Raw genomic sequence first — 23477 nt, forward strand, 5'->3', positions numbered from 1 at the left:
GACCAGGGGCGGAGGGAAACCTCCGCCCTTTGGCGTTTCTGCGGTCTCGTGATGACGGCCGGATCGGCGTAGAACGCGGTCAGTTGCCCGCGGCGGTGGCGACGACGGAAGCGTTGTCCTGCAGCCACTGGTCGGCGAGCTGCGTCGCCTTGCGGCGCAGATCCTCGTTGGCGAGCGAGAAGGCCTGCTCGTGGGCGGCACGGATCGTGCCGTCGTCGCGACCGGTGGTCTGCGCCGACTTGAGCGCAATGGTGAGCCACATCAGCCCGTGCACCGGGTTGGGCTCGATCTCCTCGCCGAAGAACAGCATCTGGCCGAGGCGGGCCTGCGCCTCGACCTGGCCCTTGCGGGCGGCGAGCAGGAACCAGCGGGCGGCCTGGCGCGGATCGCGCTCGCCGCCAACGCCGGCGAAATACATGTCGCCAAGCTTGGTCTGCGCCAGCGCGTCGCCGAAGTAGGAGGCGGCGTAGGTGAAGATCTCGCGGGCGCGGCCGACGTTCGGCTCGACGCCCGAGTTGGCGATGCCGGTGAGATAGTAGGAGCCGATCTCGACGAAGGCGTTGGCAATGAACGGCGCCTGCGGCGAGGTCGGGCTGTCCTCGGCGTGGACGGCGACGATCTGGTTGAAATATTCGAAGGCCTTCAGGTCGTCCTCGGCCACGCCGTCGCCGGCGGCATACATCCGCCCGAGCTTCCACTGCGCGGCCGGATGGCCCTTCTCCGCGGCGATCTGCAGCCCGTCGAGGGCGGTCGCCGTGTCGCCGGCGTAGTAGGCGCGGGTGCCTTCGCGGAAGACTTCCTCGGTGCTGACATCGCAGCAGGGCACGGCGCGATTGGGCGCGACATCGAAGGCAGCGGCGGGCCCGGACAGGGCGAGCGTCGCCGCCACGGCGGACGCCAGACCGAGGATGTGAACGCGTTCGACCTTCACCATGACCGCCTGCTCAGAGCACCCGGAACCGGCCCGGGCTCGATACCGCACGGGACAGGAACCGCTTCGGCCCACCCCGCCCCGTTGTCAGCGGATCCTTGCCGGGGACCCGTAAATTTCCCGTTTGTTCTGTCGACCGACGACGGAACGCCCGGACTCTCGTATGCCATTCCGGCGAATTCGGGACTGCGAAAAATCGCGCCCGGCATCCGCCGTTTATCCACGAGTCTGAATGGGTTCGGAGCGTTTCCGCAGGTACCGCTCGAGCTTGCGTTTTTGGCGAGGATAAGGCCGAAACGGCCGATTTCGGCCGATCTCACCGCCCCGCCTGGGCATCGCCCCGCCCGGTCTCCCCACACACTCATGTCCCACTCGACCCGTACGCCGCATCCCGAAGTGCCGGCACGCTCACGCCGGATCGTGGCTGAAACACGGCATCTCCGGCCGTCCGTCGGGAGCAGCCAGCATTTGAATCGGTTCGTGTGGCGGAATCGTCACATCCTGCAGCCGGCCGCGGGGAACGCGAATCAGCCTCCGGCGAGCAGCGCGACGGCCACGGCGGGGGCGCAGGAGGCCGCCCTGGCGGCCTCGGCGGGAGCAACCGGCAGCAGGGCGGAGAGGTCGACATACGGACGCCCGAGCCGACGGGCGAGCTCCGCCACGGCGAACCGGCCGATGCCGCAGCCGACAACGGGTGCGTCGGCCGGCAGCGGCGAGGCGGACAGCGCGAGCGCCGCCGCGTCGTGCACCCGCCGGACCTGCGCCTCGGCGAAGGCTTCGGCGACGCGGGTCCAGCCGGCCTCGTCGAGATCGGCCACATCGCGGCCGACCATGCGCGACAGGCGAAGGCGGCTTTCCGCCACGCTCTTGCCACGGCCGTCGGCAGTCGGGTGCTGGTCGGCGCCGACATCGAGTCGACCGAGGATGCGGTTGGCGTCCGCCATCGTAGCGAAGTATTCGGCCGCGACGCCGCAGAGCGTGCCTGCCACGGGCACGGCCGGGGCGATCGCCATCAGCGCGGTCCGCGTCGCGCCGGTGTAGACGAGCTCGCCCGACGCCAGCCGCTCCGCGTCGGTGTAGCCCCGCGCGGCGACCCGGCCGGCTCGGACCGGAATGATGTCGGTCGTGGTCGAGCCCATGTCGACGAGAAGCGCGTCGGGGACTGCCGCGCCGACGAACGCCGCGGTGGCGTGCCAGTTGGCGGAGGCGATCGCGTCGGCGTGGCCGGCCGCGGCAGCGGGATCGACGAAGCCGTCCCGGCCGGCGTAGATCCGGACACCGGGACAGCGCCGCGCGGCGACCGTCGAGAGCCGCGCGACGCCGTCGGCCCGGTTCTCGAACAGGTCGACCAGTTCGCCTGTCATGGTCGCGGCATGCCGGTCGGCAGGCCCGAGGCGGGCGAGAAGGGCATCGAAGGCCGCGTCGAGCTTGTCGAGGCCCTGCCAGAGCGGGCACGGCTCCTGCGCGACCGCCGCGATGCGGCCATCCACCACCCGGGCCGCCTTCAGGTGGGCGCCGCCGATGTCCCAGCCGAGGGTCGCCTTCCCGGCGCCGCCGTGCGATGTCATACTTTCCTCTCCGCCTGCGGAACCCATCATGCGCGTCATTCCCGTCCTCGATCTGAAGCACGGCCTCGTCGTCCGCGCCAGGGCCGGTGACCGGGCCGCCTACGCGCCCATCGTCACGCCGCTGTCGCCGACGTCCGAACTGCTCGACGTGGCGGCGGGCCTGATGTCAGTCGCCCGCTTCGACGCGCTCTATATCGCGGACCTCGACGCGATCGAAGGCCGACGCGGCAATCTGGCCGCGATCGCCGCGCTGGCAAAACGCTGGCCGGACGTGGAGATCTGGCTCGACGATGGCCTCCGCGAGGCGTCCGGGCTGGCGGAACGTCTGGCGATTCCGGGCCTGCGCCCGGTGATCGGCACGGAGAGCCAGGAGGACGCTGCGGTGCTGCGCGCCGTCGGTGCGCGAGGGGTTCTGTCGCTGGACTTCAAGGGCGAGACCTACGCCGGGCCACCGACGCTGCTGGACCCCGCCTGCTGGCCGGAGGATGTGATCGTCATGACGCTCGGACGCGTCGGGACAGGCGGCGGCCCGGACCTCAACCGGCTGCGCGATATACAGGGTGCCGGCGCGCGGCGGGTCTTTGCTGCGGGTGGTGTGCGGGGACCGGCGGACCTGGAGACGCTGAAGGCAATGGGCGTTGCGGGTGCGCTGGTCGCGACCGCCCTCCACGCGGGGACGCTGACCGGAGACGACGTTCGGCGCCTCGGCGATTGCTAGTCCTCGTCCTCGCCGAACTCGCCGAACGGGAGCTCCGGCTCGTCGAGCGGGTCCTCGTCGGGCGTCAGGGCGCTGGCGTCGGTCGGGAGCGGAATGCTGAAACCGGGGGGGATGTTGCCTTCCAGGAGGCCCGCGCCGCGCAATTCGTCGAGGCCCGGTAGATCGCCGATCGCGTCGAGGCCGAAGTGGACCAGGAAGGCTTCGGTGGTGCCGTAGGTGATCGGCCGGCCGGGCGAACGCCGGCGGCCGCGCATCCGCACCCAGCCCGCTTCCATCAAGATATCTAGCGTGCCCTTGGCGGTGGAGACGCCGCGAATCTCCTCGATCTCGGCCCGGGTCACCGGCTGGTGGTAGGCCACGATGGCGAGCGTCTCCAGCGCCACGCGCGTCAGCTTGCGCTGCTCGGTGGTCTCCCGCTGGAGCAGGAAGGAGAGATCCGGCGCGGTGCGGAACATCCACTTGCCGGCGACACGTACGAGATTGACGCCGCGGCTTTCGTATCGCTCCGACAACTCGGCGATGAGGTCGGCAACGGCAAGGCCGCGCGGAAGACGGAAGGCGAGGTCGTCCTCCGACAGCGGCTCGGCGGACGCGAACAGCATGGCCTCGACGATACGGGACGCAAACAGCCGCTCCTCCGGCGACACCGGGCTGTCGCCGTCATCCTCACCGCTCGGCGGCGCCCCATCGGGCTCCGTGTCGTCGCGATCGGACGTCACGACCCGCCCTCCCCCTCCGGCACGGCGCGCGGCCCGGCGGTGCGAATGTAGAGCGGCCCGTAGGCCTCGCTCTGGCGTAGCTCCAGGCGGCCTTCGCGCACCATCTCCAAGGCCGCGGAAAAGGCCGACGCCCGCACTGTCGCCTTCATCTCCGGACCGGCGAGGTAGGGCAGAAGGAAGCTCTCGATCGGCGTCCAGTCGGCCAGACGGCCGACGAGGCGGGTCAGGATCTCGCGCGCGTCAGCAAGCGACCAGACGGTGCGCCTGCGGACATGGACGACGCTGACCATTTGCCGTTGCCGCTGCGAGGCGTAGGCGGAGAGAAGGTCGTAGAGCGTAGCGTCGTAGGTGCTGGTGCGCTGGACGGCGACCGGCTCCGGCGCGCCGCGGGCGAACACGTCACGCCCGAGCCGCGGGCGATTGACGAGGCGGGCCGCGCTGTCGCGCATGGCTTCGAGCCGCTTCAGCCGGAAGGCGAGCAGCGCGGCGAGTTCCTCGCCCGTCGGCTCGTCGTCGTCCGACTTGACCTCCGGGATCAGCAGGCGCGACTTGAGGTACGCGAGCCACGCGGCCATCACCAGGTAGTCGGCGGCCAGTTCCAGGCGGAGCTTGCGGGCCTCCTCCACGAAGACGAGGTACTGCTCCGCAAGCGCAAGGATCGAAATCTTGGCGAGATCCACCTTCTGGCTGCGCGCCAGCGTGAGCAGGAGGTCGAGCGGGCCCTCGAACCCCTCCACGTCGATGATCAGCGGGTTTTCGCCCGCGGGCGGATCGCGGGGAACCGGCGCGTCAGGGCTCCAGTCACCGTTGTCGGCGGCGGCAGGCAAGGTCTCGTCCGTGGCGCCCAACCTGCCCTCTCCTCAGATGCTGGTGCCGGCGTCGAAGGCGGCGAGCGCCGCATCGAGCCGGACGTTGATGGCGGCGACGTCCACGGTGTCCGGAGGCCGGACGAAGGACAGCGCCCGCTCGGCGCGGGCGAGCGCCATGCCGGACAGTTCGGGAGCAGCGGCGGCCACCTGCTCCATCTCCGCCAGGATGCCGTTGCAGTGGAGAGCGATGTCGCACCCCGCCCGCAGGCAGAACCCGGCTCGCTCGCCCAGCGAACCGGTCAGCGCGTTCATGGAAAGATCGTCGGAGAACAGCAGCCCCTGAAACCCGATCAGCCCGCGAATGATCTCGCCGATGACCACGGACGACTGGGTGGCCGGCCAGTCCGGATCGAGCGCTGTGTAGACCACGTGGGCAGTCATCGCCGCAGGCAGGTCGGCCAGCGCCAGGAAGGGCGCGAAATCGGCCGCCTCCAGGTCTGCGAGCGGAGCCGTGACCACAGGCAGCGCATGATGGCTGTCGACGGTTGCGCGGCCGTGGCCGGGAATGTGCTTGATGACCGGCAGCACGCCGCCCGCAAGGAGCCCGTCCGCGACCGCCCGCCCGTGCGCCGCGACCTTCGCCGGATCGCCGGCGTAGGCGCGATCTCCGACGACTTCACTCTGGCCGGGAAACCCGAGGTCGAGGTTGGGCATGCAGTCGACTGTGATGCCCGCCGCGCGCAGGTCCTCCGCCATCAGCCGGGCGGTGTCGCGCATCAGGGCGAGGTCGCCGGATGCGGCTTCGGCCAGGCGGCGGGCGGACGGATACTTGCGCCAGTTGGGAGCAGTCAGCCGCTGGACGCGGCCGCCTTCCTGATCGACGAGAACTGGCGCCTCCCAACCAACGATCGAGCGGAATTCGGCGGTGAGCGCGCGCAGCTGGTCGGGCGATTCCACGTTCCGGCGGAACAGGATCATCCCCCACGGCCGCGCATCGGCGAGGAAACGGCGTTCGTCGTCCGTGAGGACCGTGCCGGCGACGCCGGTGACGAAGGCGAGAGTCATGTCACGTCACCCCGGATCGTGGCCGATGGGGAACGGCGCTCGCGGGAGCGCCGTCCGAGGGGACCAGATCGGCGGCCGCCGGTCAGTTCTTGACGACGATGCAATCGCCACCGGCGGCGCGAAGCTGCTCGCAGAGCCCAACGGCCTCCGCGCGGGTGCCCTTGCCGACGCGGGCGCGGTAGTAGATGCCCTTGGCGCCGAGATCGGCACGCTGGACGTCCGCCGCGTAGCCGCCGAGGATGCCGGGGAACTTCTTCTGCAGCGCCTGGAAGGCCGATACGGCCGCCCCTTCTGACCGCTGCGAGGACAGCTGCACGAAGGCGGCGGAGCCCGCGGTCGGCGTTGCGGCAGGAGCGGACTCCTGCGCGGGGACGGCGACCGGGTCGACGGAAGCCACCTGCACGGGTTCGGCGGGCGCCACGGGAGCGGGTGCGACGGCCTGGGCCGGCTGAGCGGGACGCTGCTTGGGAAGCGGAGCGTTCACGGCCGGGGCCGACACGGTTTCGGCTGGAGCCTGCACCGGCGCCGCCTCAGGCGCTTCGCCGGAGGGCGGAAGCCGCAGGCCAACAGCCGGCGGCTCGAGGGGCGCGACCGTTTCTGTCGATCCGGGCAGCGCGACAGGCTCGACCGCCGACGTCGTGGAGGTCTCGACCGGAAGGTCGGGCGCCGCGGCAAGCTGGCCGATCGGGTCGGCGATATCCTCGGTGGCGCCCGGAAGCGCGGCCGTGGCGGCCGGAGCCGGATTGGCGACCGGTTCGAGCGGCGGAAGGGCATCCGCTGTCGACGGCAGGTTCGGCTCGGCGCCGGATTCGATCATGGTGCCGTCCGGGCGGACGTTGACCGTGCGGACGCGCCGGGGGCCGAGGTCGAGCGGCTGCTCGCCCGACGGCGTGATCTCCTGGCCGTTCGGCAAGATGACGCGGGAGACCTGCGGCTGCACGCCGGGAAGATCGGGAACCGTCTCCTCGCGGGTGACCAGACGCTCGTCGCCCTTGGCCGCGGCGCCGTTGAAGACGACGTTGTTCTCGGCAGGCTCCTCGATGGTGTCGCCCTTGTCCGGTACGATCTTGTAGGGGCCGGTGGGCGCCTGGACGATCTCCGGCTCGCCGAAGACACCGCCGCTCGACCCGTAGTACCACCACGCGCCACCGGCGATGATCGCCACCACGAGCAGGCTGGAGACGGCCATAAGCGTGCCGCGGCGGCTGCCCGAGGTCGGCTCCGGCGCCATGTCGCCCGCCGCATGGGACGGCAGGACACCCGCCGGGAAGCCGTCCGGCTCCGATTCGTCGAGCGCCGCCAGCTCCTCTGCGAACTGCTCGATGGCGTCGTCGTCCCAGGGATCGGCGTAGCCGGGCTGGTAGTCCGCCTGCGGGGCGCGGGCCCTGCCCTGCGCCTGGCCCTGACCGCCGGTGAGATCGACGGGATCGAGCGACCCGAGGTTGGACTGAAACTCCGCTGCGAGCGCATCCGTCATGTCGCCGGGCGATCCGCCGCGCCGGCCGACGCTCTGGATGTCGTCATCCAGCAGGCGAGCCAGTTCCTCCATCGGGTCGCGGCTGTCGCCGCCAAAATAGGCGTCGTCGGCTACGGCCTGGCGTTGATCCCGGTAGGACGGGGCTCGGCGGATATTGATCATGGAACCACTTCTCTTCTGGCGCCTGTCCAAATCCCGCGATCATCTTACCGTCCGCGCCTGCTCAGGGCTACGGTGGAAGGATCAACGCATCTCGTCCGGCGCACTTACTCCAAGAATACTTAAACCAGAAGTGAGCGCAATTTTGACGGCCCGGACGAGGGCGAGACGGGCTCTCGTCGATCCTGGGTCATCAGGGTTAACAAAGCGCAAATGCGGAAATTCTTTACCTCTGTTCCAGTGAGTATGCAGTTCGCTCGCCAGATCATGCAAGTAGAATGCGACGCGATGGGGCTCGTGCGCATCCGCCGCGCTTTCGACGATCCGCGGAAACTCCGCCAGCCGCTTGATCAGCGCGAGTTCGCCCGGATCAGTGAGCGGTGACAGGTCCGTTTCCTCGATCGGCGCGCCGAAGACGCCGGGTGCCTGCTCCTCGGCCTGCCGGAACACGGACTGGCAGCGCGCATGGGCGTACTGCACGTAGAACACCGGGTTGTCCTTGGACTGCTCCTTGACCTTGACGAAGTCGAAGTCGAGCGGCGCGTCGTTCTTGCGCATCAGCATCATGAAGCGCACGGCGTCACGACCCACCTCCTCGACGACCTCGCGCAGGGTGACGAAGTCGCCCGACCGCTTGGACATCTTGAAGGGCTCGCCGGCCCTGAACAGCTTCACCAGCTGACAGAGCCGCACCACCACCTTGGCCTTGCCGCCGGAGATCGCATCGCCCACCGCCTGCAGCCGCTTGACGTAGCCGCCGTGGTCGGCGCCGAGGATGAAGATCATCTCGTCGAACCCGCGCTGCCACTTGGAGAGCATGTAGGCGACGTCGGCCGCAAAATAGGTGTAGCTGCCATCGGACTTCTGCAAGGGCCGGTCGACGTCGTCGCCATAGTTCGACGCGCGGAACAGCGTCTGCTCCCGGTCCTCCCAATCCTCGGGAAGCTGCCCCTTCGGCGGCGGCAGGCTGCCCTGGTAGACGAGGCCGCGCGCGCGAAGCTCGTCGAGCATCGCGTCGATCTCGCTGCGGTTCGATGCCCCCCGGTCGTGCAGGGTGCGTTCGGAGAAGAACACCTCGTGCCGGACGCCCAGCACCTCCAGGTCGCCGCGGATCATGTCCATCATCATTGCGATGGCCAGATCCTTGACGATCGGCATCCACTCCGACTCGGGCATCGAGAGCAGCGTATCGCCGTGGTTGGCCTTCAACACCTCGCCGACCGGGACTAGGTAGTCGCCGGGATAGAGCCCTTCGGGGATCTCAATGGTCTCGCCGAGCGCCTCGCGGTAGCGCAGGAACGCGGACCGAGCGAGCACCTCGATCTGTCCGCCGGCGTCGTTGATGTAGTACTCCTTGGTGACATCGAAGCCGGCGAAGGCGAGCAGCCCGGCCAGCGCGTCGCCGACAACGGCGCCGCGGCAGTGACCGACGTGCATCGGACCGGTCGGATTGGCCGAGACGTACTCCACGTTGACCTTGTGCCCAGCGCCCATGGTGGAGCGCCCAAACGCCTCCGGCTGTTTCAGCACGCTGCTGGCAAAGGCCGTCCAGAAGGCCGGCGCGATCCGCAGGTTGATGAAGCCGGGACCGGCAACCTCCACCGCGTCCACATCCGCGTCGTCCCGCAGGGCTTCCGCGATCCGCTCGGCGAGGTCGCGCGGCTTCAGGCCGAGCGGCTTGGCAAGCACCATCGCCGCGTTGGTGGCGATGTCGCCGTGGGCCGGATCGCGCGGCGGCTCGACAGTGACGCGGGCGAGATCGGCATCTGTCAGCGGGAGCGATAGCTTGCCGATCGCCGTCCGGACCCGATCGCCGAACACCTGGAACACGTTCATCTCGAACCTCTTGAGCGCGTCGCGGCCACGCGGGGAAAAGCCGCCCGCCAAACCGTCGAAACCGGGCGGGGCCTAGCGCAAATCCGGTGTGTCGTCAAACCAGCGCCGGTGCTCCTGGATGGCGAAGCGGTCGGTCATGCCGGCAATGTAGTCGCCGACCCGGCGGGCCAGCACGAACGGGGTGCAGTCGCCCGCCCCTTCCGACCACTCCTCCGGCATCGTCTCGGGCCGTTCCGTGTAGTGGGCGTAGAGGTCGCGCACCACCCGGTCCGCATTGCGGCGGACGCGTACGACATCCGGGTGACGGTAGAGATGGGGAAACAGGAAGGCCTTGATCGACCGGTCCACCGCAGCCATCCGCGGCGAGAAGCAGACGACCGCCCGACCGGCGTGCCGGATGTCGTCGGCCGACTCCGGAGCGATCTCGGCGACGGTGCCGAGCGCGACGCCGATCACATCCTCCACCATCGCCGTGATCAAGCGGCGGGTCAGCTCGTGGATGGTGCGGTGACGGTCGAGGCCGGGATAGCGCGCCGCGATGGCGGCGAGGAAGTCGCCGATCAGCGGCAGGTCCGCCATGTCGGCGAGGTCGAACATCGCCGCGCGCAAACCGTCGTCGATGTCGTGCGCGTCATAGGCGATGTCGTCGGCGATCGCGGCGCACTGTGCCTCGGCGCTCGGCCAGGTGTGAAGGTCGAGCGTCCGCCAAGCCGGATAGGAGGTGAGTGCCAGCGGCAGGCCGGTGTCGGCATAGCGTCCGATCGGCACGCCGACAGCGTCCGTCATCGGCCCATTGTGCTTGACGAGACCCTCCAGCGTCTCCCAGGAGAGGTTGAGGCCGTCGAAGTCGGCGTAGCGCCGCTCCAGCAGGGTGACGATCCGCAGCGACTGGGCGTTATGGTCGAAGCCGCCATGCTCCCGGAGGCAGGCGTCGAGCGCGTCCTCCCCGGTGTGGCCGAACGGCGTGTGGCCGAGGTCGTGGGCGAGCGCCAGCGCCTCGGCCAGATCCTCGTCCAGTCGGAGTGCCCGGGCGAGCGCGCGGGCGATCTGCGCCACCTCGATGGTGTGGGTGAGCCTCGTCCTGTAGTGGTCGCCCTCGTGGTAGACGAACACCTGCGTCTTGTGCTTCAGCCGGCGGAAGGCCGCGGAGTGGATGATGCGGTCGCGATCGCGCTGGTAGGGCGTGCGCGTCGGGCTTTCCGGCTCGGCCACGAGGCGGCCGCGCGTGGCGGACGGATTCACAGCGTAGGCAGCCCTCGGTTCGACCCCGAAACCCAGCCTCTGCGACACGGCAAGCCCCTTTCTCGCAGCCCCGGTCGCCGAAGCGTGATGCCGCTCCGATTGACCATACTCCACAACGTACTTACCTATTGGGACGGAATGCTGACAAGGCGCGCCCTGCGGGCGCCCGGCAAGCGGGCTGATGCTCTCATGACCACTGACGTCATCGATACCGTGACACTGACCGAACGTGCCGCCCGGCGGATCGCCAGGATCGTCGCCAAGGAGCCAGCGGCGAAAGCCCTGCGCGTTTCGGTGGAAGGCGGTGGCTGCTCGGGCTTCTCCTACAAGTTCGACCTGACCGACGCCGCGGGCGACGACGACGTTGTGATCGAGCGCGACGGTGCGACCGTCTACGTCGACGCGGTCTCACTGCCGTTCATGGCCGGTTCGGAGATCGACTTCGTGGACGACCTGATGGGCCAGTCCTTCCAGATCCGCAACCCGAACGCCACCGCCAGCTGCGGCTGCGGCACCAGCTTCGCGGTTTGACGTTACCGGTCCGAGCGGGTTCAGGCCGCGTCGGCGACAACGCGGTTGCGGCCTTCGCGCTTGGCCTGGTAGAGCGCCAGGTCGGCGCGCTTCAGCATGCTGTCCGGTGTATCGTCCGGCGCCGAGAGCGAGGCGATGCCGATCGATATGGTGACGCTGAGCGTGGTCGTGCCGTTGCTGGCGACGAACGGCTCGCCGGCCACGCGCTGGCGCAGCCGCTCGGCCACCAGGCAAGCCATCTCGCGATCCGTCTCCGGCATCACGATGACAAACTCCTCCCCGCCCATCCGGCAGGCGATGTCGATGCCGCGCACGTTGCGGCGGATGCGGCGCGCGAACTCGCGCAGCACGTCATCGCCCACATCGTGACCGTAGGTGTCGTTGACCGATTTGAAGAAGTCGATGTCGACCACGAGCACGGCGAGCTCCCGGTCGCGCGCGATCGACTGGTCGACCAGTGTGGCGAGGTGGCTGTCGAGGTAGCGGCGGTTGTGCAGCCCGGTCAGCGAGTCCATCAGCGCCATTTCCATGGTCAGCTGGACGTTGTCGCGGAGCTTGTCGGTGTAGCGCTTGCGGCGGACCTGGGTGCGAACGCGCGCCATCAGTTCCTGCTTGTCGATCGGTCGGACGAGATAGTCGTTGACGCCGAGTTCGATGCCGCGCAGCAGCCGCGCGTTGTCCTCAGGCTCGGCGACCAGCAGGATCGGCAGCGTGCGCGTGCGCTCCAGGGACCGGAGCTGCGAGCATAGGCGCAGCGCGTCGTATTGGCCGAGCGAGATGTTGACCAGGATCAGGTCGTAGTTGCCCTCCGCCGCCTTGAACAGCGCTTCCTGCGGCACCGTCTCGATGTCGACCGCGTTTTCCGCGACCAGCGTCTGCGAGATCCGTTCGAAGGACGAGCGGCGGTCGTCGACGATCAGCACGCGCCCTGGCGCGCCCTTGGTCAGGTCCGCGAGCGTGATGCGCTCCTCCCCGCCGGCATGCCCCTGCGTGGCGCGCAGGTGCAGTTCGTCGGTGAGCATCTTCAGCCGGACGAGGCTTTTGACCCGGGTGATCAGCGCCATATCGCTGACCGGCTTGGTGAGGAAGTCGTCGGCGCCGGATTCCAGCCCGCGCACACGGTCGGCAGCCTGGTCGAGCGCGGTGACCATGATGACCGGGATGTGCGTCGTCTTCGGGTTCGCCTTGATGCGCCGGCAGGTCTCGAAACCGTCCATTCCCGGCATCATGACGTCGAGCAGAACGATGTCGCACGAGGACCGCTCGAGGATGTCGAGAGCCTCCTGCCCGGTCGTCGCGGTCTGAACGTCGAAATACTCGGCCATGAGCCGAGCTTCCATCAGTTTGACGTTCGCCGATATGTCATCGACGACAAGGATCCTGGCGGTCATGCGCGATCGGCCCTCAACCCTCGCCGAGATATGCCCGGACCGTTTCCAGAAATTTGGAAACGGAGATGGGCTTGGAGATGTAGGCCTCGCAGCCGCCCTGCCGGATCCGCTCCTCGTCGCCCTTCATGGCGAAGGCGGTGACCGCAATGACCGGGATGGCCCGTAGATCGTCATCCTCTTTGATCCACTTGGTCACTTCAAGGCCCGAAACTTCAGGCAGCTGAATGTCCATCAGGATCAGATCCGGTTTGTGCGCGCGCGCCAAGTCCAGCGCTTCGATTCCATTCCGGGTCTGGATGGTATTGTACCCATGCGCTTCCAGAAGATCATGGAAGAGCTTCATGTTCAGTTCGTTGTCTTCGACGATGAGTACCGTTTTCGCCATGCGTATGTCTTCCCGGCCTGACGACCCGGCCCGCAAGGAGGAAACGAATGTTTCCGCCGCTCGTGGGCCGAAGCTGCGGCTGGCGACTTGCCAACGCCGGCAACCCCGGTTCCATTGGGAACCGCAACCGTATCCCGTCGTGTTCACATCCGGATTGATGGTCAATCCATCGTCGACACCAACGTGCTATGTCTCGGATAATAGTCTGGATTTCTTACGTAAACGCAAACGGTGGTGGTCCTTGGCCGGCAGCAATAGACTTACACGCGAAAAAGCGGAAGAGATCGCAATTCTGGGGTTGCAGTTCCTGGTGGGAGATCCTGAACAGCTCGGACGTTTTCTCGCGCTGACCGGAATCGGCCCCCTGGAAATCCGCTCGGCCGCAGCCGAACCGGGATTCCTTGCCGGGGTTCTGGAATTCTTCATGGCGGACGAGTCGCTGCTGCTTTCCTTCGCGGCCTCCCGCAACCTGAGGCCGATGATGATCGCCGCTGCCCGCCACGTGCTGGCCGGCGAAGCGGGTTTCTGAGCGTTTCTTGACGAATGGAATCTGGCGAGCGGTTCCGGATCGCCCTAAAATGGGTGAAAACGAGGAACGCCCCATGATTCAGGCTGCGCTCAACGGCGGCCGGCCGCGTCGGTTCCACCCGCGGCTGCCCTGCACGCCGACCGAACTGGCCCGCGAAGCGTTCGGCGCGGTAGGCGCCGGCGCCGCCTGCCTGCACATCCACCCGCGCGCCGCGGACGATACGGAGTCGCTCGCGGCCCCGGTGATCGCCCAGGCGCTGGAGGCGGTCCGCGCGGCGGTGCCCGGCACCCCGGTGGGCGTTTCCACCGGCCGTTGGATCGCCCCGGGGGGCGCGGCGCGACACGACTGCATCCGCGCCTGGACCGTGCTGCCCGACTACGTGTCGGTGAACATCATCGAGGAGGACTCCGCCGACGTGATCTCGCTGGCCCTCGCCCGCGGCATCGGCGTGGAAGCCGGCGTGTGGTCGCCGGCCGATGTGGAGCGCTTCTCCGAGCACCCGGACGCCGGTCGCTGCCTGCGGATCCTGGTCGAGATCAACGAACAGTCAGTGTCGGAGGCGCTCCGGGTACTGGACCTGACGCTGATGCGGATCGACACGCTCGGCCTTAAGCTGCCGCTGCTGGTGCACGGCCTCGACAAGGCGTTCTGGCCGGTGCACCGGGCGGCGACGTCGGCGGGTTTCGACACCCGCGCCGGACTGGAGGACGGAGCGCTGCTCCCGACCGGCGCGGTCGCACCGGACAACGCGGCGCTCATTGCGGCCGCGCGGACCTTCGTGCAGGATCGGGCTGCCTGACCTCCACCCTAGGCTTGTCCCGTGACGTCCGCCGCCGGCTTCTGCCGAGACTGCCTCACGCCTGCCGCCGACGGGACGCGCCGCTGCGTGTCCTGCGGCTCGCCGCGGCTCGTCCGTCATCCCGCCCTCGCCGCCCTCACCATCGCCCACGTCGACTGCGACGCCTTCTACGCCTCGATCGAGAAGCGCGACGATCCGAGCCTGCGCGACAAGCCGGTGATCGTGGGCGGCGGCAAGCGCGGCGTCGTCTCCACCTGCTGCTACATCGCGCGGATCCGCGGCGTCCGCTCGGCGATGCCGATGTTCAAGGCGTTGTCGGCCTGCCCCGACGCGGTGGTGATCAAGCCGAACATGGAGAAGTACGCCAAGGTCGGCCGCGAGGTTCGCCAGATGATGCTGGACCTGACCCCGCTGGTGGAACCGCTGTCGATCGACGAGGCCTTCCTGGACCTTTCCGGCACAGAACGGCTGCACCATGCGATCCCCGCGGTGACCCTCGCCCGCTTCGCCCGGAAAGTGGAGAGCGAAATCGGCATCACTGTTTCAGTCGGGCTCGCCGCCAACAAGTTCCTGGCCAAGATCGCCTCCGACCTGGACAAGCCCCGCGGCTTCTCCGTCATCGGCGGAGCGGAGGCGGAAGACTTTCTGGCGCCGCGGCCCGTGACGACGATCTGGGGCGTGGGAAAAGCCTTCGCCGAAAAACTGGCCAACGATGGCATCCGCACGGTCGGTGACATCCAGGCAATGGACCAGGTGACGCTCGCCCGCCGCTACGGCGCCATGGGGCTGCGGCTCGCCAAGCTGTCGCACGGCATCGATGACCGCGTCGTCGATCCGACGTCCAAGCGCAAGAGCGTCGGCGCCGAGACCACCTTCGACGACGACCTGTCGGACCTCGCAACGCTCCGGCCGATCCTGCGCAAGCTGTCCGAGAAGGTCGCCAGGCGGCTGAAGGCGCTCGACATCGCCGGCCGCAACGTGACGCTGAAGCTGAAATCGGCCGACTTCAAGACCGCCACGCGCTCGCGCACGCTCGCTGATCCGACGCAGCTCGCCGACCGCATCTTCGCCGCTGCCGACGACCTGCTCGCCCGTGAGCCCCGCGGCGGGAGGTACCGGCTCATCGGCGTGGCGGTGGCCGACCTGGACGAGGCGCGGCTCGCCGACCCGAACGACCTCGTCGACGTGACCGCCACCCGCAAGGCGGCGGCCGAGCGAGCGATGGACAAGGTGCGGGCGAAGTTCGGCTTGAAGGCGATGGAGGTCGGCCTCGTCTACGACGACCGGATCCGCAGGGGTCGCTAGCCTACTTGCAGGCCGGCGCCGCGAGCGGCTCGTAGCGCGACAGCGTGCCGGCGAGCGCGAAGTCGCCGAAGTTCATCACCATGTCGGAGGAGACGCCGTTCTCCCAGATTTGCGCGGAGAAGGTGTATTCCGGCGTGCGATCGCCGGTGGCGTTAGCGTCGAAATAGGACGTAGTCACCGGCCAGCGGCGGGAGTCGCCGATCTTGGCCGCAGTGCCGACCGCGGGGCCCTTGATCTCCGGCCCGATGACCGAGGTGGTCTCGTAGACCTTGTTGCCATCCTCCGACCCGTCGAACAGATCGGCCGTCATCACCGGCTTGCCGCCGCGCGCGGCCTCGATCAGGCGGTTCAGGTAGGCGGTCGGGAACAGCACCGTGCGGTCGATCTTCAGCTTGGCCACCTGCGGCGAAACCAGCTTGATCTCCAGGGAGCCGTTGGTGGTGGCCGAGCCCTTCACGTCGTTGACGAGCACCTGGTTGGTGTAGCTCTGCGCCAGGAAGTCCATGCTGTCGCCGGAAGCGCTTTCGAAACTGGACGTGCGCAGGTCGATCAGCGTGGTGCGCCCCTCCGCGTCGGTCTGCTCGACAACGAAGCGGGAGTTGACCGTGTAGCCTTCGCAAGCCCCGCCGGTGATCTCGAACACCATGCGCCCGTTGACGTCGGAGATGTCGCTGACGCCCCCGGCGGACATCGGGGCGAGCTTCAGGTCGTAGACGGCGCGATGGGCGACGAGGTCGATCGGGGCGCCGAAGGCGGCGCTGGCGGACACCCCGGCCAGTGCGAACGCGACGGCGATCTGCAGCGACGACCTCATGAACGATCCCTTGGCTCGCGGGCCGGCAAAGCACCGGTCCGCGTGGAAGATCCCTGGACGCGCAATGCGGCATCGGTGGGACGGCGCGGACACTAGCGGAAACATGACAAAGGCGCGAGCCCCGCGGAAACGGTTTGTTGACGCTTTGCGAGGGGGAACGAACCGGCCGGCGACGCCTTTCCACGCCGTGACGTCGCGCCAGACCGTTGCGCCTCGCGCCGGGCGACGCCATAAAGCTCGCCTCTCTTCGTGAACAAGGAAATCGCCATGGCCGGTGTCGTCGAATCCCTCCTCGCCGAACTCGGGTTCTCGCTGCCCGCGGCGCCGCTGCCCGCGGCCAACTACGTTCCGGTGGTGCGCACCGGCAACCTGCTCTTCGTCTCCGGACAGATCTCCAAGAGCCCGCTCGGCGACGAGGTCATGGGCAAGCTCGGTGTCGACCTGTCCATCGAGGACGGCCAGAAGGCGGCGCGGATCTGCGCGATCAACATCCTGTCGCAGGTGAAGGCGGCCGTGGGCGACCTCGACAACGTGGTCCGCGTGGTCCGCATCAACGGCTTCGTCAACTCCGCGCCGGACTTCGTCGACCATCCCAAGGTGATCAACGGCGCCTCCGACCTGCTCGGGCAGGTCCTGGGCGAGAAGGGCAAGCACTCCCGCTGCGCCCTTGGCGTCGCCGCCCTGCCCTTCGGCGTGGCGGTTGAGATCGACGCGGTGATCGAAGTCGCCTGATCGGACGGTGGATGGTCGGAGCCGGTTCGCGCCGGCCCCGATGTCCGTTTCAAGGATATTCGACTGATGCCCGCCCTCGACTGGCTAACCGCCCGCCCAATCGCCCATCGCGGCTACCACGATGCGGCCGCCGGCCGCGTGGAGAACACGCTGGGCGCGGTCCGCGCAGCCGTGGCGCGCGGCTTCGCGGTGGAGATCGACGTCCACCTCTCCGCCGACGGCATCGTCTACGTGTTCCACGACGACACACTTGACCGGCTGACCGAGCGCACCGGCTCGGTCACGGGCATGACCTTCGCCGAGCTCCAGGCCGTACCGTTCAAGGCCACGGCCGACCGCATCCCCTCGCTTGCCGAGGTGCTGGAGGTGATGGCGGGGCGGACCACACTGGTCGTGGAGGTGAAGAGCCACTTCGACGGCGACCACAAGGCCCTCGTCCGCGGCGTCGCGGACGTCCTGAAGGACTACGCCGGCCCGGTGGCGGTGATGTCCTTCGACCCGCGCATCGTGGCGGACTTCAGGGCCGAAGCGCCCGACCTCGTCCGAGGAATCGTCGCCGACAATGCAGCCGGTCCGAAGGACTATCCCGGCCTGTCCGAGGAGGATCGGCGGATGCTCGCTGACCTCGGCCATGTCGAGTGGACCGCGCCGCACTTCGTCTCCTACTGGGTCAAGCTGCTGCCCAACGAAGTGGCCCGCCGGGTGCGCGAGGACTGGAAGCTGCCGATGATCACCTGGACGGTCCGCACGCCGGAGGACCGGGCGCTGACCGAGCGCTACGCCGACCAGATGACCTTCGAGGGCTTCGACCCCGAAGCCTGAGGCCGCTTCCGCTGGAAATCGCCGGCCGGCTCGCTAAGTTAGATCGGGCGATGACAGCCGACTTCACCCTCCGCACGATCAGGTCCCTCGCCGACGTCGACCGCGAGGCCTGGGACGCCGTGGCCAATCCCGGCTGGACGATCGAGGGCGGCCGACTGCGCCAGATCGCGGAGGGCGCCGCGCCCTACAATCCGTTCGTGGCGCACGACTTCCTCTACACGCTGGAGGAATCGGGCTGCGCGACGGATCGTTCGGGTTGGCTCGGCTCGCATCTTCTCGTCGAGGATGACGACGATCGGATCGTCGGCATCGTGCCGGCCTATCTGAAGTCGCATTCGATGGGCGAATACGTCTTCGACCACGGCTGGGCCGACGCCTACGAGCGGGCCGGTGGGCGCTACTATCCCAAGCTCCAGGTCAGCGTGCCCTTCACGCCGGCAACCGGGCCACGGCTGCTCGTGCCGCCCGACCAGGCCGCGACCGTCCGCCCGCTGCTCGCCGGGGCATTGGCGGAGGTGACGCGGCAGCTGAAGGTGTCGTCCACCCACGTGACCTTTGCGACGGAAGCCGACTTCGACGCGTTGACCGGCACCGGTTTCCTGCCGCGCTATGACCAGCAGTTCCACTTCGAGAACCGCGGCTACGGCAGCTACGACGATTTCCTGGAGGAGCTCGCCTCCCGCAAGCGTAAGGCGCTGAAGAAGGAGCGCCGTGAAGCGCTCGGCGACGGCATCACCGTGGAATGGGTGTCCGGCAAGGACCTGACGGAGGCGCACTGGGATGCGTTCTATGCGTTCTACGTGGACACCGGCGAGCGCAAGTGGGGCACGCCGTACCTCAACCGCCGCTTCTTCTCGCTGATCTCGGAGCGCATGGCAGACCGGATCCTGCTGGTGATGGCCCGGCGGGCCGGCCGCTACATCGCGGGCGCGCTGAACTTCATCGGCTCCGACGCGCTCTATGGCCGGAACTGGGGCTGCATCGAGGATCACCCCTACCTGCATTTCGAGGTCTGCTACCACCAGGCCATCGACTATGCGATTGCCCACGGCCTGCCGCGCGTCGAGGCCGGCGCCCAGGGCGCCCACAAGCTGGCCCGCGGCTACATGCCGGTGACCACGCGCTCGGCGCATTACATCAGCGACCCGGGCTTCCGCCGCGCCGTGGAGGACTACCTGCGGCGCGAGCGCGCGGCGGTGCTGCGCGAGGGCAAGGCGCTGGCCGAGCATGGACCGTTCCGCAGGGTCGAGGTGGTGGAGCAGGACTGATGACGCCTTGACCGCCACCGGCGGCATGGCGACAACTGCGCCGAACGCGTTCCCGGGAGGCCACGATGACCGCTGCCTATGATCCCAACAACATTTTCGCCAAGATCCTGCGCGGCGAGATCCCCTGCCACAAGGTCTACGAGGACGAGGACACCCTCGCCTTCATGGACGTGATGCCCCAGGGCGACGGCCATACGCTGGTGATCCCGAAGACACCTGCGCGCAACATCCTCGACGCGAATCCGGCTCAGCTGAACGCGGTGATGGCGACGGTCCAGCGAATCGCCAAGGCGGTGAAGGTCGCCTTCCAATCCGACGGCGTGTTCGTGATGCAGTTCAACGAAGCCGGCGCCGGGCAGACCGTGTTCCACCTCCACGTCCACGTGGTCCCGCGCTGGGAGGGCATCGCACTGAAGCCGCATACGGGCGCGATGGCCGACGGGGCGCTGCTCGCGGATCACGCCGCGAAGATCCGGTCCGCACTCGGCCAGTAGACGCTCAGCCCGCCTGCTTCCAGCCCCAGATCCAGTCCATCCGCTTCAGGAGGCGGTCCGGACCGAGCATCTGCATGACGAGGTTGCGCGCCTTCGCCGGCAGACCGGAGAGGTGGTATGTGGAGGCGTTGTCGCGCGCGCTGGAGGCGACCCGCATCGCCCGCGGCCGGCGCTCCGCCTCCCAACCCTTGAGGCGTTGCTCCACGCTGCGATCGGTGCGCGCCAGAGCCGTGGCGAGCACCGCGGCATCCTCGATCGCCATCGCCCCGCCCTGCGCCACGAACGGCAGCATGGCATGCGCCGCATCCCCGATCAGCGCGACGCGTCCCTTCGTCCAGCGCGGCTCCGACACGGCGCAGAGCGCCCACTTGCGCCAGGCCTGCGGAAGCGCGAGTAGGTCGCGGACAGCGGCGGGCCATGCCGTGAAGGCGCGGACGAGATCAGCGGGATCGCCCAGGACGTCCCAGCGCTGGTCGATCCAGTCGTCGTCGACGGCGGCGATGATGTTGAGGTCCCGTCCGGCCCGTACGGGATAATGAACGAGATGGGCCGATGGTCCGAGCCAGAGGCCGGTTGTGCTGGTGAGCCGATCGATCGCCACCGAGCCCGCTTGCGCAGCCGGGATCGTGGCGCGCCACGCGGTGCGCCCGGAATAGCGGGCTGGCTTGCCACCGAGCAGCTTGACGCGGGTCTGCGACCAAACCCCGTCCGCCCCGATTAGCGCGTCGCCGACGATATGCCGGCGTTGTGACCCGATCCAGGCGTCCACCGTCACGCCGTCGTCCGTCGGCACCATGCCCTCGATGCAGCAGCCGAGAGCAAGGTCGATACGGCCGTCGCGCCGGACGGCGTCGAGCAGGGCGCCCTGGAGGTCGCCGCGATGCACCACCCAGTAGGGTGCGCCATACGCAGTTTCGATACCCTGGCCGAGCGGAAGTTCCGCGAGGATCCGGTCGGCGGCCGCATCGCGGATGACGAGTTCCCGCGGCGCGACGGCCAGTGGCTCGAGCGCGGGCCTGAGGCCGAGGTCGATCAGGATCCGGGTCGCGTTGGGAGACAACTGGATCCCAGCGCCGACCTCGCTGAGGTGATCGGCGCGCTCCAGGACGACCGAGCGCCGCCCGCCGCGTGCGAGCGCCAGGGCGGCGGTGAGACCGGCGATACCGGCCCCCACGATGACGACGGGAGGCGTCTCGGCCATCACCGCACCTTGGCAATTCGAGGGATCAGGCGGCCTTGGGGATATAGGCGCACTCGGCCGGGACCGACTCGGTCGCCTTCAGGCTCGGATCGTAGCGGTACAGGGTGGAGCAATACGGACAGATCTTCTCCTCCTCGTCGCCCATGTCGAGAAACGAGTGGGGATGATCGAACGGCGGCCGCGCGCCGATGCACATGAACTCGTGGGCCCCGACGCGGACGACGTCGGCGCCGACGTCGTTGGTGAAATGCGGAACGACGGCGTCAGCCATGAGAAACCTCGGGAAGCACGAAACGGTGTGTTCGGGCCGGACCATAGCGTCTCGCGCCTGCGAAGAACAGAGGGCGGAAAGGCCCGGAAACCGCGTATGCAATACGAGATCCATCCGGACGCGCGGTGGGCCGGACAGAGCCAGGATGGCCTCCACCCTTCCCTTCACCCTCGTCCCTGCCGTATGGTCCGGCGCCTGTCGCGTTGCTGAAGGCGGTTTCTGATGCCCCACTTTTTCTCCGAAGGCCACGAGATCGCCTACCACGACGAAGGGTCCGGCGAGCCTATCCTCCTGATCCACGGCTTCGCCTCCAACCGGATGATCAACTGGGTCTATCCCGGCTGGGTGGACACCCTGGTGAACGCCGGGCGTCGCGTGATCACCATGGACCTGCGCGGCCACGGCGAGAGCGCCAAGCCCTACGACCCGGAATGCTACCGCCTGTCGCTGATGGCCGAGGACGCGCGGCGGCTGCTCGACCACCTCGCCGTCGAACGCACCGACGTGATGGGCTACTCGCTGGGCGCGCGAATCGGCACCCTGTTGGCCCTCGCTCACCCTGAGCGCGTCCGCTCGCTGGTGCTCGGCGGCATGGGCTACGGCCTTGTCACCGGCATCGCCTCGCCGGAACCGATCATCGCTGCGCTGGAGGCCGACACCATCGCGGAGGTCTCCGACCCCAACGGCCGCGCCTTCCGCCAGTTCGCCGAGCAGACCAAGAGCGACCGCAAGGCGCTCGCCGCCTGCATGCGCGTGTCGCGCCGCCCGATCCCGGCGGAGGATGTCTCCCGGCTTGTCCAGCCCGTGCTGATCGCGGTCGGCACGCGCGACAAGATCGCCGGATCGCCGCAGGAGCTCGCGGCGCTGATCCCGTCGGCGGAGGTGCTGGAGATCCCAAACCGCGATCACATGCTGGCAGTCGGCGACCCCGTGTTCAAGCAGGGCGTCGTCGCCTTCCTGACCCGCAAGGACTGATCACTCCGGCTCGCCCTCGGGCGTCGATTTCAGGCGCACCACCGTGACGCTGCAGGGCGCTTCGGCCACGACGGCGGACGAAACGCTGCCGAGGTGTCGGCGCAGGGCCGACGAGGCGCGCGCGCCCATCACGATGTGATCGACGCGGTTGTGGTTGGCATAGTCGAGGATCGCCGCGCCGGGATCGAGCGCCTCCAGCACGTGGTAGCTGACCCGCTCCTCCGGCACCTGCAGCGCGCGGGCCCAGTCCTTCAGCACCACCAGCCGCCCCACATAGGCTGAGCGGCCTTCCGAATCGGGCCCGTCGTCCGAGCCTACCAGCCGTGTCTTCAGCACGGTGACACAGGCGAGCCGCGCGCCCTCCTCCGCCTCCAGGACGCGTGCCACGTGCAGGCGTACCTCGTCGGCGAGCGGGTCGACGCCCGCGGTGAGATCCACCGCCGCGACCACGATCGGAGCGTCCGAGATCCGCCGGGCGATCGAGACCTTGCGCTGTGGCGGCATCTTCTCGGCCTTGCGCCCGCCGAACCAGCTGCGCACCCGGTCGAGTGCCGAGGCAGGTCCCGCCCGGTCCGCCCGGTCGGTGAGGCGCACCTGGTCCGGATGGCGAAGGTCGAACAGCACCTGGCCGGCGCTGCCGTAGCGCTTGGCGAGATCCACCTCCAGGCAGCGCAGGATCACCTCCTGCAGCCAGCGCGGCGTCTTGGCATTGTACTGGCGCGGCGGCTTCGGTGCATGGAACAGCCGGCGCTTCTGCCCGGCCAGCGACACCGGCTCGCCGAACGGCGGCTCGCCGCAGACCATCTCGTAGAGGATGCAGCCGAGGGCGAAGATGTCGCTCGCCGGCTGGGTGCGGTCGCCGAGGATCTGCTCGGGCGAGATCGTCGCCGGCGAGCCCATCGGAAGGTCGCTCTCCTCGGCGAAGAGGTCCGGCAGTTCGTCATGCCGGGCGAGGCCGAAGTCGATGATCACCGCGCCGCGCTCGGAGAGGATGATGTTGCCGGTCTTCAGGTCGAGGTGCACCACCTTCTGGCGGTGCAGGTCCTCGATCGCCGCCGCGATCCGCGCGCCGACGCGGGCCGCCTCCTCCGGCGCCATCGGCTCGCGCTCCAACCGCTTGTCCAGCGGCTGGCCCTCGACGAACTCCATGACGATGTAGGGCAGCTTGCGCAGGTCGCCGGCCGCGATGAAGGCCGGCACGTGCCGGCCCGACAGGCGGCGTAGCACCATCTCCTCCACCTCGTAGCCGATGATGGTGGAGACGTCCGCTCCCGCGCCCAGGAACGGCGTCTTCATGACGAGGGGACGCGAATGATCGGGATGCGAGACGCGCCAGATCGCGCCCATGCCGCCCACGGCGATCCGCTCCTGGAGGACGAAGCCGTCCACCACGGCACCCGGCTGCAATTCCCCTGCCCGCATACGTCCCCCTTGCC

General features: G+C 68.7%; 24 protein-coding genes. 10 read left to right on the top strand and 14 right to left on the bottom strand.

The window, feature by feature from the left end:
- Nucleotides 1-79: 79 nt before the first annotated feature.
- Together HZ321_RS12775 and HZ321_RS12780 are read right to left on the bottom strand one after the other, a co-directional pair.
- Nucleotides 80-934, bottom strand: coding sequence for a tetratricopeptide repeat protein (locus tag HZ321_RS12775; protein ID WP_181702747.1), 855 nt, complete (start codon nt 932-934; stop codon nt 80-82).
- Between the two features lie 524 nt (nt 935-1458).
- A complete protein-coding gene (locus HZ321_RS12780) occupies nt 1459-2499 on the bottom strand; it encodes a hydantoinase/oxoprolinase family protein (protein ID WP_181702748.1) in 1041 nt (346 codons plus the stop codon).
- A 28-nt stretch (nt 2500-2527) separates the two neighbouring features.
- On the opposite strand from HZ321_RS12780, the gene HZ321_RS12785 reads away from it, so the two are divergent.
- Entirely contained in the window at nt 2528-3217 is a 690-nt protein-coding gene (locus HZ321_RS12785; protein ID WP_181702749.1) for a HisA/HisF-related TIM barrel protein, read from the top strand.
- Here HZ321_RS12785 and scpB read toward each other — a convergent pair.
- The 6 genes from scpB to HZ321_RS12815 form a co-directional block, all read right to left on the bottom strand.
- On the bottom strand, nt 3214-3936 hold the full coding sequence (gene scpB, locus HZ321_RS12790; protein WP_425305399.1) for an SMC-Scp complex subunit ScpB: 723 nt from the start codon (nt 3934-3936) through the stop codon (nt 3214-3216). The genes HZ321_RS12785 and scpB overlap by 4 nt on opposite strands.
- Nucleotides 3933-4685, bottom strand: a complete 753-nt coding sequence (locus HZ321_RS12795; protein WP_244635861.1) for a segregation and condensation protein A — start codon at nt 4683-4685, stop codon at nt 3933-3935. Before HZ321_RS12795 ends, scpB begins: the two co-directional genes overlap by 4 nt.
- Nucleotides 4686-4796: 111 nt before the next feature.
- Nucleotides 4797-5810 carry a beta-N-acetylhexosaminidase gene (gene nagZ, locus HZ321_RS12800; RefSeq protein WP_181702750.1) on the bottom strand — a complete coding sequence of 338 codons (1014 nt, stop codon included), beginning with the start codon at nt 5808-5810 and terminating at the stop codon, nt 4797-4799.
- Nucleotides 5811-5892: 82 nt separating this feature from the next.
- A complete protein-coding gene (locus HZ321_RS12805) occupies nt 5893-7449 on the bottom strand; it encodes an SPOR domain-containing protein (RefSeq protein WP_181702751.1) in 1557 nt (518 codons plus the stop codon).
- 81 nt (nt 7450-7530) lie between these two features.
- Nucleotides 7531-9282 carry an arginine--tRNA ligase gene (gene argS, locus HZ321_RS12810; protein ID WP_181702752.1) on the bottom strand — a complete coding sequence of 584 codons (1752 nt, stop codon included), beginning with the start codon at nt 9280-9282 and terminating at the stop codon, nt 7531-7533.
- A 72-nt stretch (nt 9283-9354) separates the two neighbouring features.
- Nucleotides 9355-10572 (bottom strand): deoxyguanosinetriphosphate triphosphohydrolase, encoded by a 1218-nt coding sequence (locus HZ321_RS12815; RefSeq protein ID WP_181702753.1) that lies wholly within the window; start codon nt 10570-10572, stop codon nt 9355-9357.
- 156 nt (nt 10573-10728) lie between these two features.
- On the opposite strand from HZ321_RS12815, the gene erpA reads away from it, so the two are divergent.
- Nucleotides 10729-11055, top strand: coding sequence for an iron-sulfur cluster insertion protein ErpA (gene erpA, locus HZ321_RS12820; RefSeq protein ID WP_181702978.1), 327 nt, complete (start codon nt 10729-10731; stop codon nt 11053-11055).
- Nucleotides 11056-11075: 20 nt separating this feature from the next.
- Here erpA and HZ321_RS12825 read toward each other — a convergent pair whose 3' ends face one another.
- Together HZ321_RS12825 and HZ321_RS12830 are read right to left on the bottom strand one after the other, a co-directional pair.
- Nucleotides 11076-12446, bottom strand: coding sequence for a PleD family two-component system response regulator (locus HZ321_RS12825; protein WP_181702754.1), 1371 nt, complete (start codon nt 12444-12446; stop codon nt 11076-11078).
- Nucleotides 12447-12459: 13 nt separating this feature from the next.
- Nucleotides 12460-12831, bottom strand: coding sequence for a response regulator (locus tag HZ321_RS12830; protein WP_181702755.1), 372 nt, complete (start codon nt 12829-12831; stop codon nt 12460-12462).
- A 241-nt stretch (nt 12832-13072) separates the two neighbouring features.
- Between HZ321_RS12830 and HZ321_RS12835 the strand changes: the two genes are divergently transcribed.
- The 3 genes from HZ321_RS12835 (at nt 13073) to HZ321_RS12845 (ending at nt 15464) form a co-directional block, all read left to right on the top strand.
- Nucleotides 13073-13360, top strand: a complete 288-nt coding sequence (locus tag HZ321_RS12835) for a DUF3572 domain-containing protein (RefSeq protein WP_244635844.1) — start codon at nt 13073-13075, stop codon at nt 13358-13360.
- 73 nt (nt 13361-13433) lie between these two features.
- Nucleotides 13434-14159, top strand: coding sequence for a 3-keto-5-aminohexanoate cleavage protein (locus HZ321_RS12840; protein ID WP_181702756.1), 726 nt, complete (start codon nt 13434-13436; stop codon nt 14157-14159).
- 21 nt (nt 14160-14180) lie between these two features.
- On the top strand, nt 14181-15464 hold the full coding sequence (locus tag HZ321_RS12845) for a DNA polymerase IV (protein WP_181702757.1): 1284 nt from the start codon (nt 14181-14183) through the stop codon (nt 15462-15464).
- A gap of 1 nt (nt 15465) precedes the next feature.
- Here the strand turns inward: HZ321_RS12845 and HZ321_RS12850 are convergent, their stop codons facing one another.
- The gene (locus HZ321_RS12850; protein WP_181702758.1) at nt 15466-16278 is read right to left on the bottom strand and encodes a cell envelope integrity EipB family protein; all 813 of its coding nucleotides are present in this window, start codon (nt 16276-16278) and stop codon (nt 15466-15468) included.
- Nucleotides 16279-16545: 267 nt separating this feature from the next.
- Here HZ321_RS12850 and HZ321_RS12855 point away from each other — a divergent pair, with 267 nt between their 5' ends.
- From HZ321_RS12855 to HZ321_RS12870, 4 genes are all read left to right on the top strand, one after another.
- Nucleotides 16546-17010 (top strand): RidA family protein, encoded by a 465-nt coding sequence (locus HZ321_RS12855; protein ID WP_181702759.1) that lies wholly within the window; start codon nt 16546-16548, stop codon nt 17008-17010.
- 66 nt (nt 17011-17076) lie between these two features.
- A complete protein-coding gene (locus HZ321_RS12860) occupies nt 17077-17832 on the top strand; it encodes a glycerophosphodiester phosphodiesterase family protein (protein WP_181702760.1) in 756 nt (251 codons plus the stop codon).
- Between the two features lie 50 nt (nt 17833-17882).
- Complete coding sequence (locus HZ321_RS12865) at nt 17883-19100, top strand: GNAT family N-acetyltransferase (RefSeq protein WP_181702761.1); 1218 nt, start codon at nt 17883-17885, stop codon at nt 19098-19100.
- A gap of 65 nt (nt 19101-19165) precedes the next feature.
- A complete protein-coding gene (locus HZ321_RS12870) occupies nt 19166-19594 on the top strand; it encodes an HIT family protein (RefSeq protein ID WP_181702762.1) in 429 nt (142 codons plus the stop codon).
- 4 nt (nt 19595-19598) lie between these two features.
- Here the strand turns inward: HZ321_RS12870 and HZ321_RS12875 are convergent, their stop codons facing one another.
- Both HZ321_RS12875 and HZ321_RS12880 read right to left on the bottom strand, forming a co-directional pair.
- Nucleotides 19599-20795 carry an FAD-dependent monooxygenase gene (locus tag HZ321_RS12875; protein WP_181702763.1) on the bottom strand — a complete coding sequence of 399 codons (1197 nt, stop codon included), beginning with the start codon at nt 20793-20795 and terminating at the stop codon, nt 19599-19601.
- A gap of 25 nt (nt 20796-20820) precedes the next feature.
- A complete protein-coding gene (locus HZ321_RS12880) occupies nt 20821-21066 on the bottom strand; it encodes a zinc-finger domain-containing protein (protein WP_181702764.1) in 246 nt (81 codons plus the stop codon).
- A gap of 222 nt (nt 21067-21288) precedes the next feature.
- Here HZ321_RS12880 and HZ321_RS12885 point away from each other — a divergent pair, with 222 nt between their 5' ends.
- Nucleotides 21289-22041 (top strand): alpha/beta fold hydrolase, encoded by a 753-nt coding sequence (locus HZ321_RS12885; protein WP_181702765.1) that lies wholly within the window; start codon nt 21289-21291, stop codon nt 22039-22041.
- Here HZ321_RS12885 and HZ321_RS12890 read toward each other — a convergent pair whose 3' ends face one another.
- Nucleotides 22042-23463: a bifunctional serine/threonine-protein kinase/universal stress protein gene (locus HZ321_RS12890; protein WP_181702766.1), complete on the bottom strand. Its 1422-nt coding sequence runs from the start codon at nt 23461-23463 to the stop codon at nt 22042-22044.
- Between the last annotated feature and the right edge of the window lie 14 nt (nt 23464-23477).

Source organism: Chthonobacter albigriseus, assembly GCF_013839445.1.
Lineage (GTDB): Bacteria > Pseudomonadota > Alphaproteobacteria > Rhizobiales > Pleomorphomonadaceae > Chthonobacter > Chthonobacter albigriseus.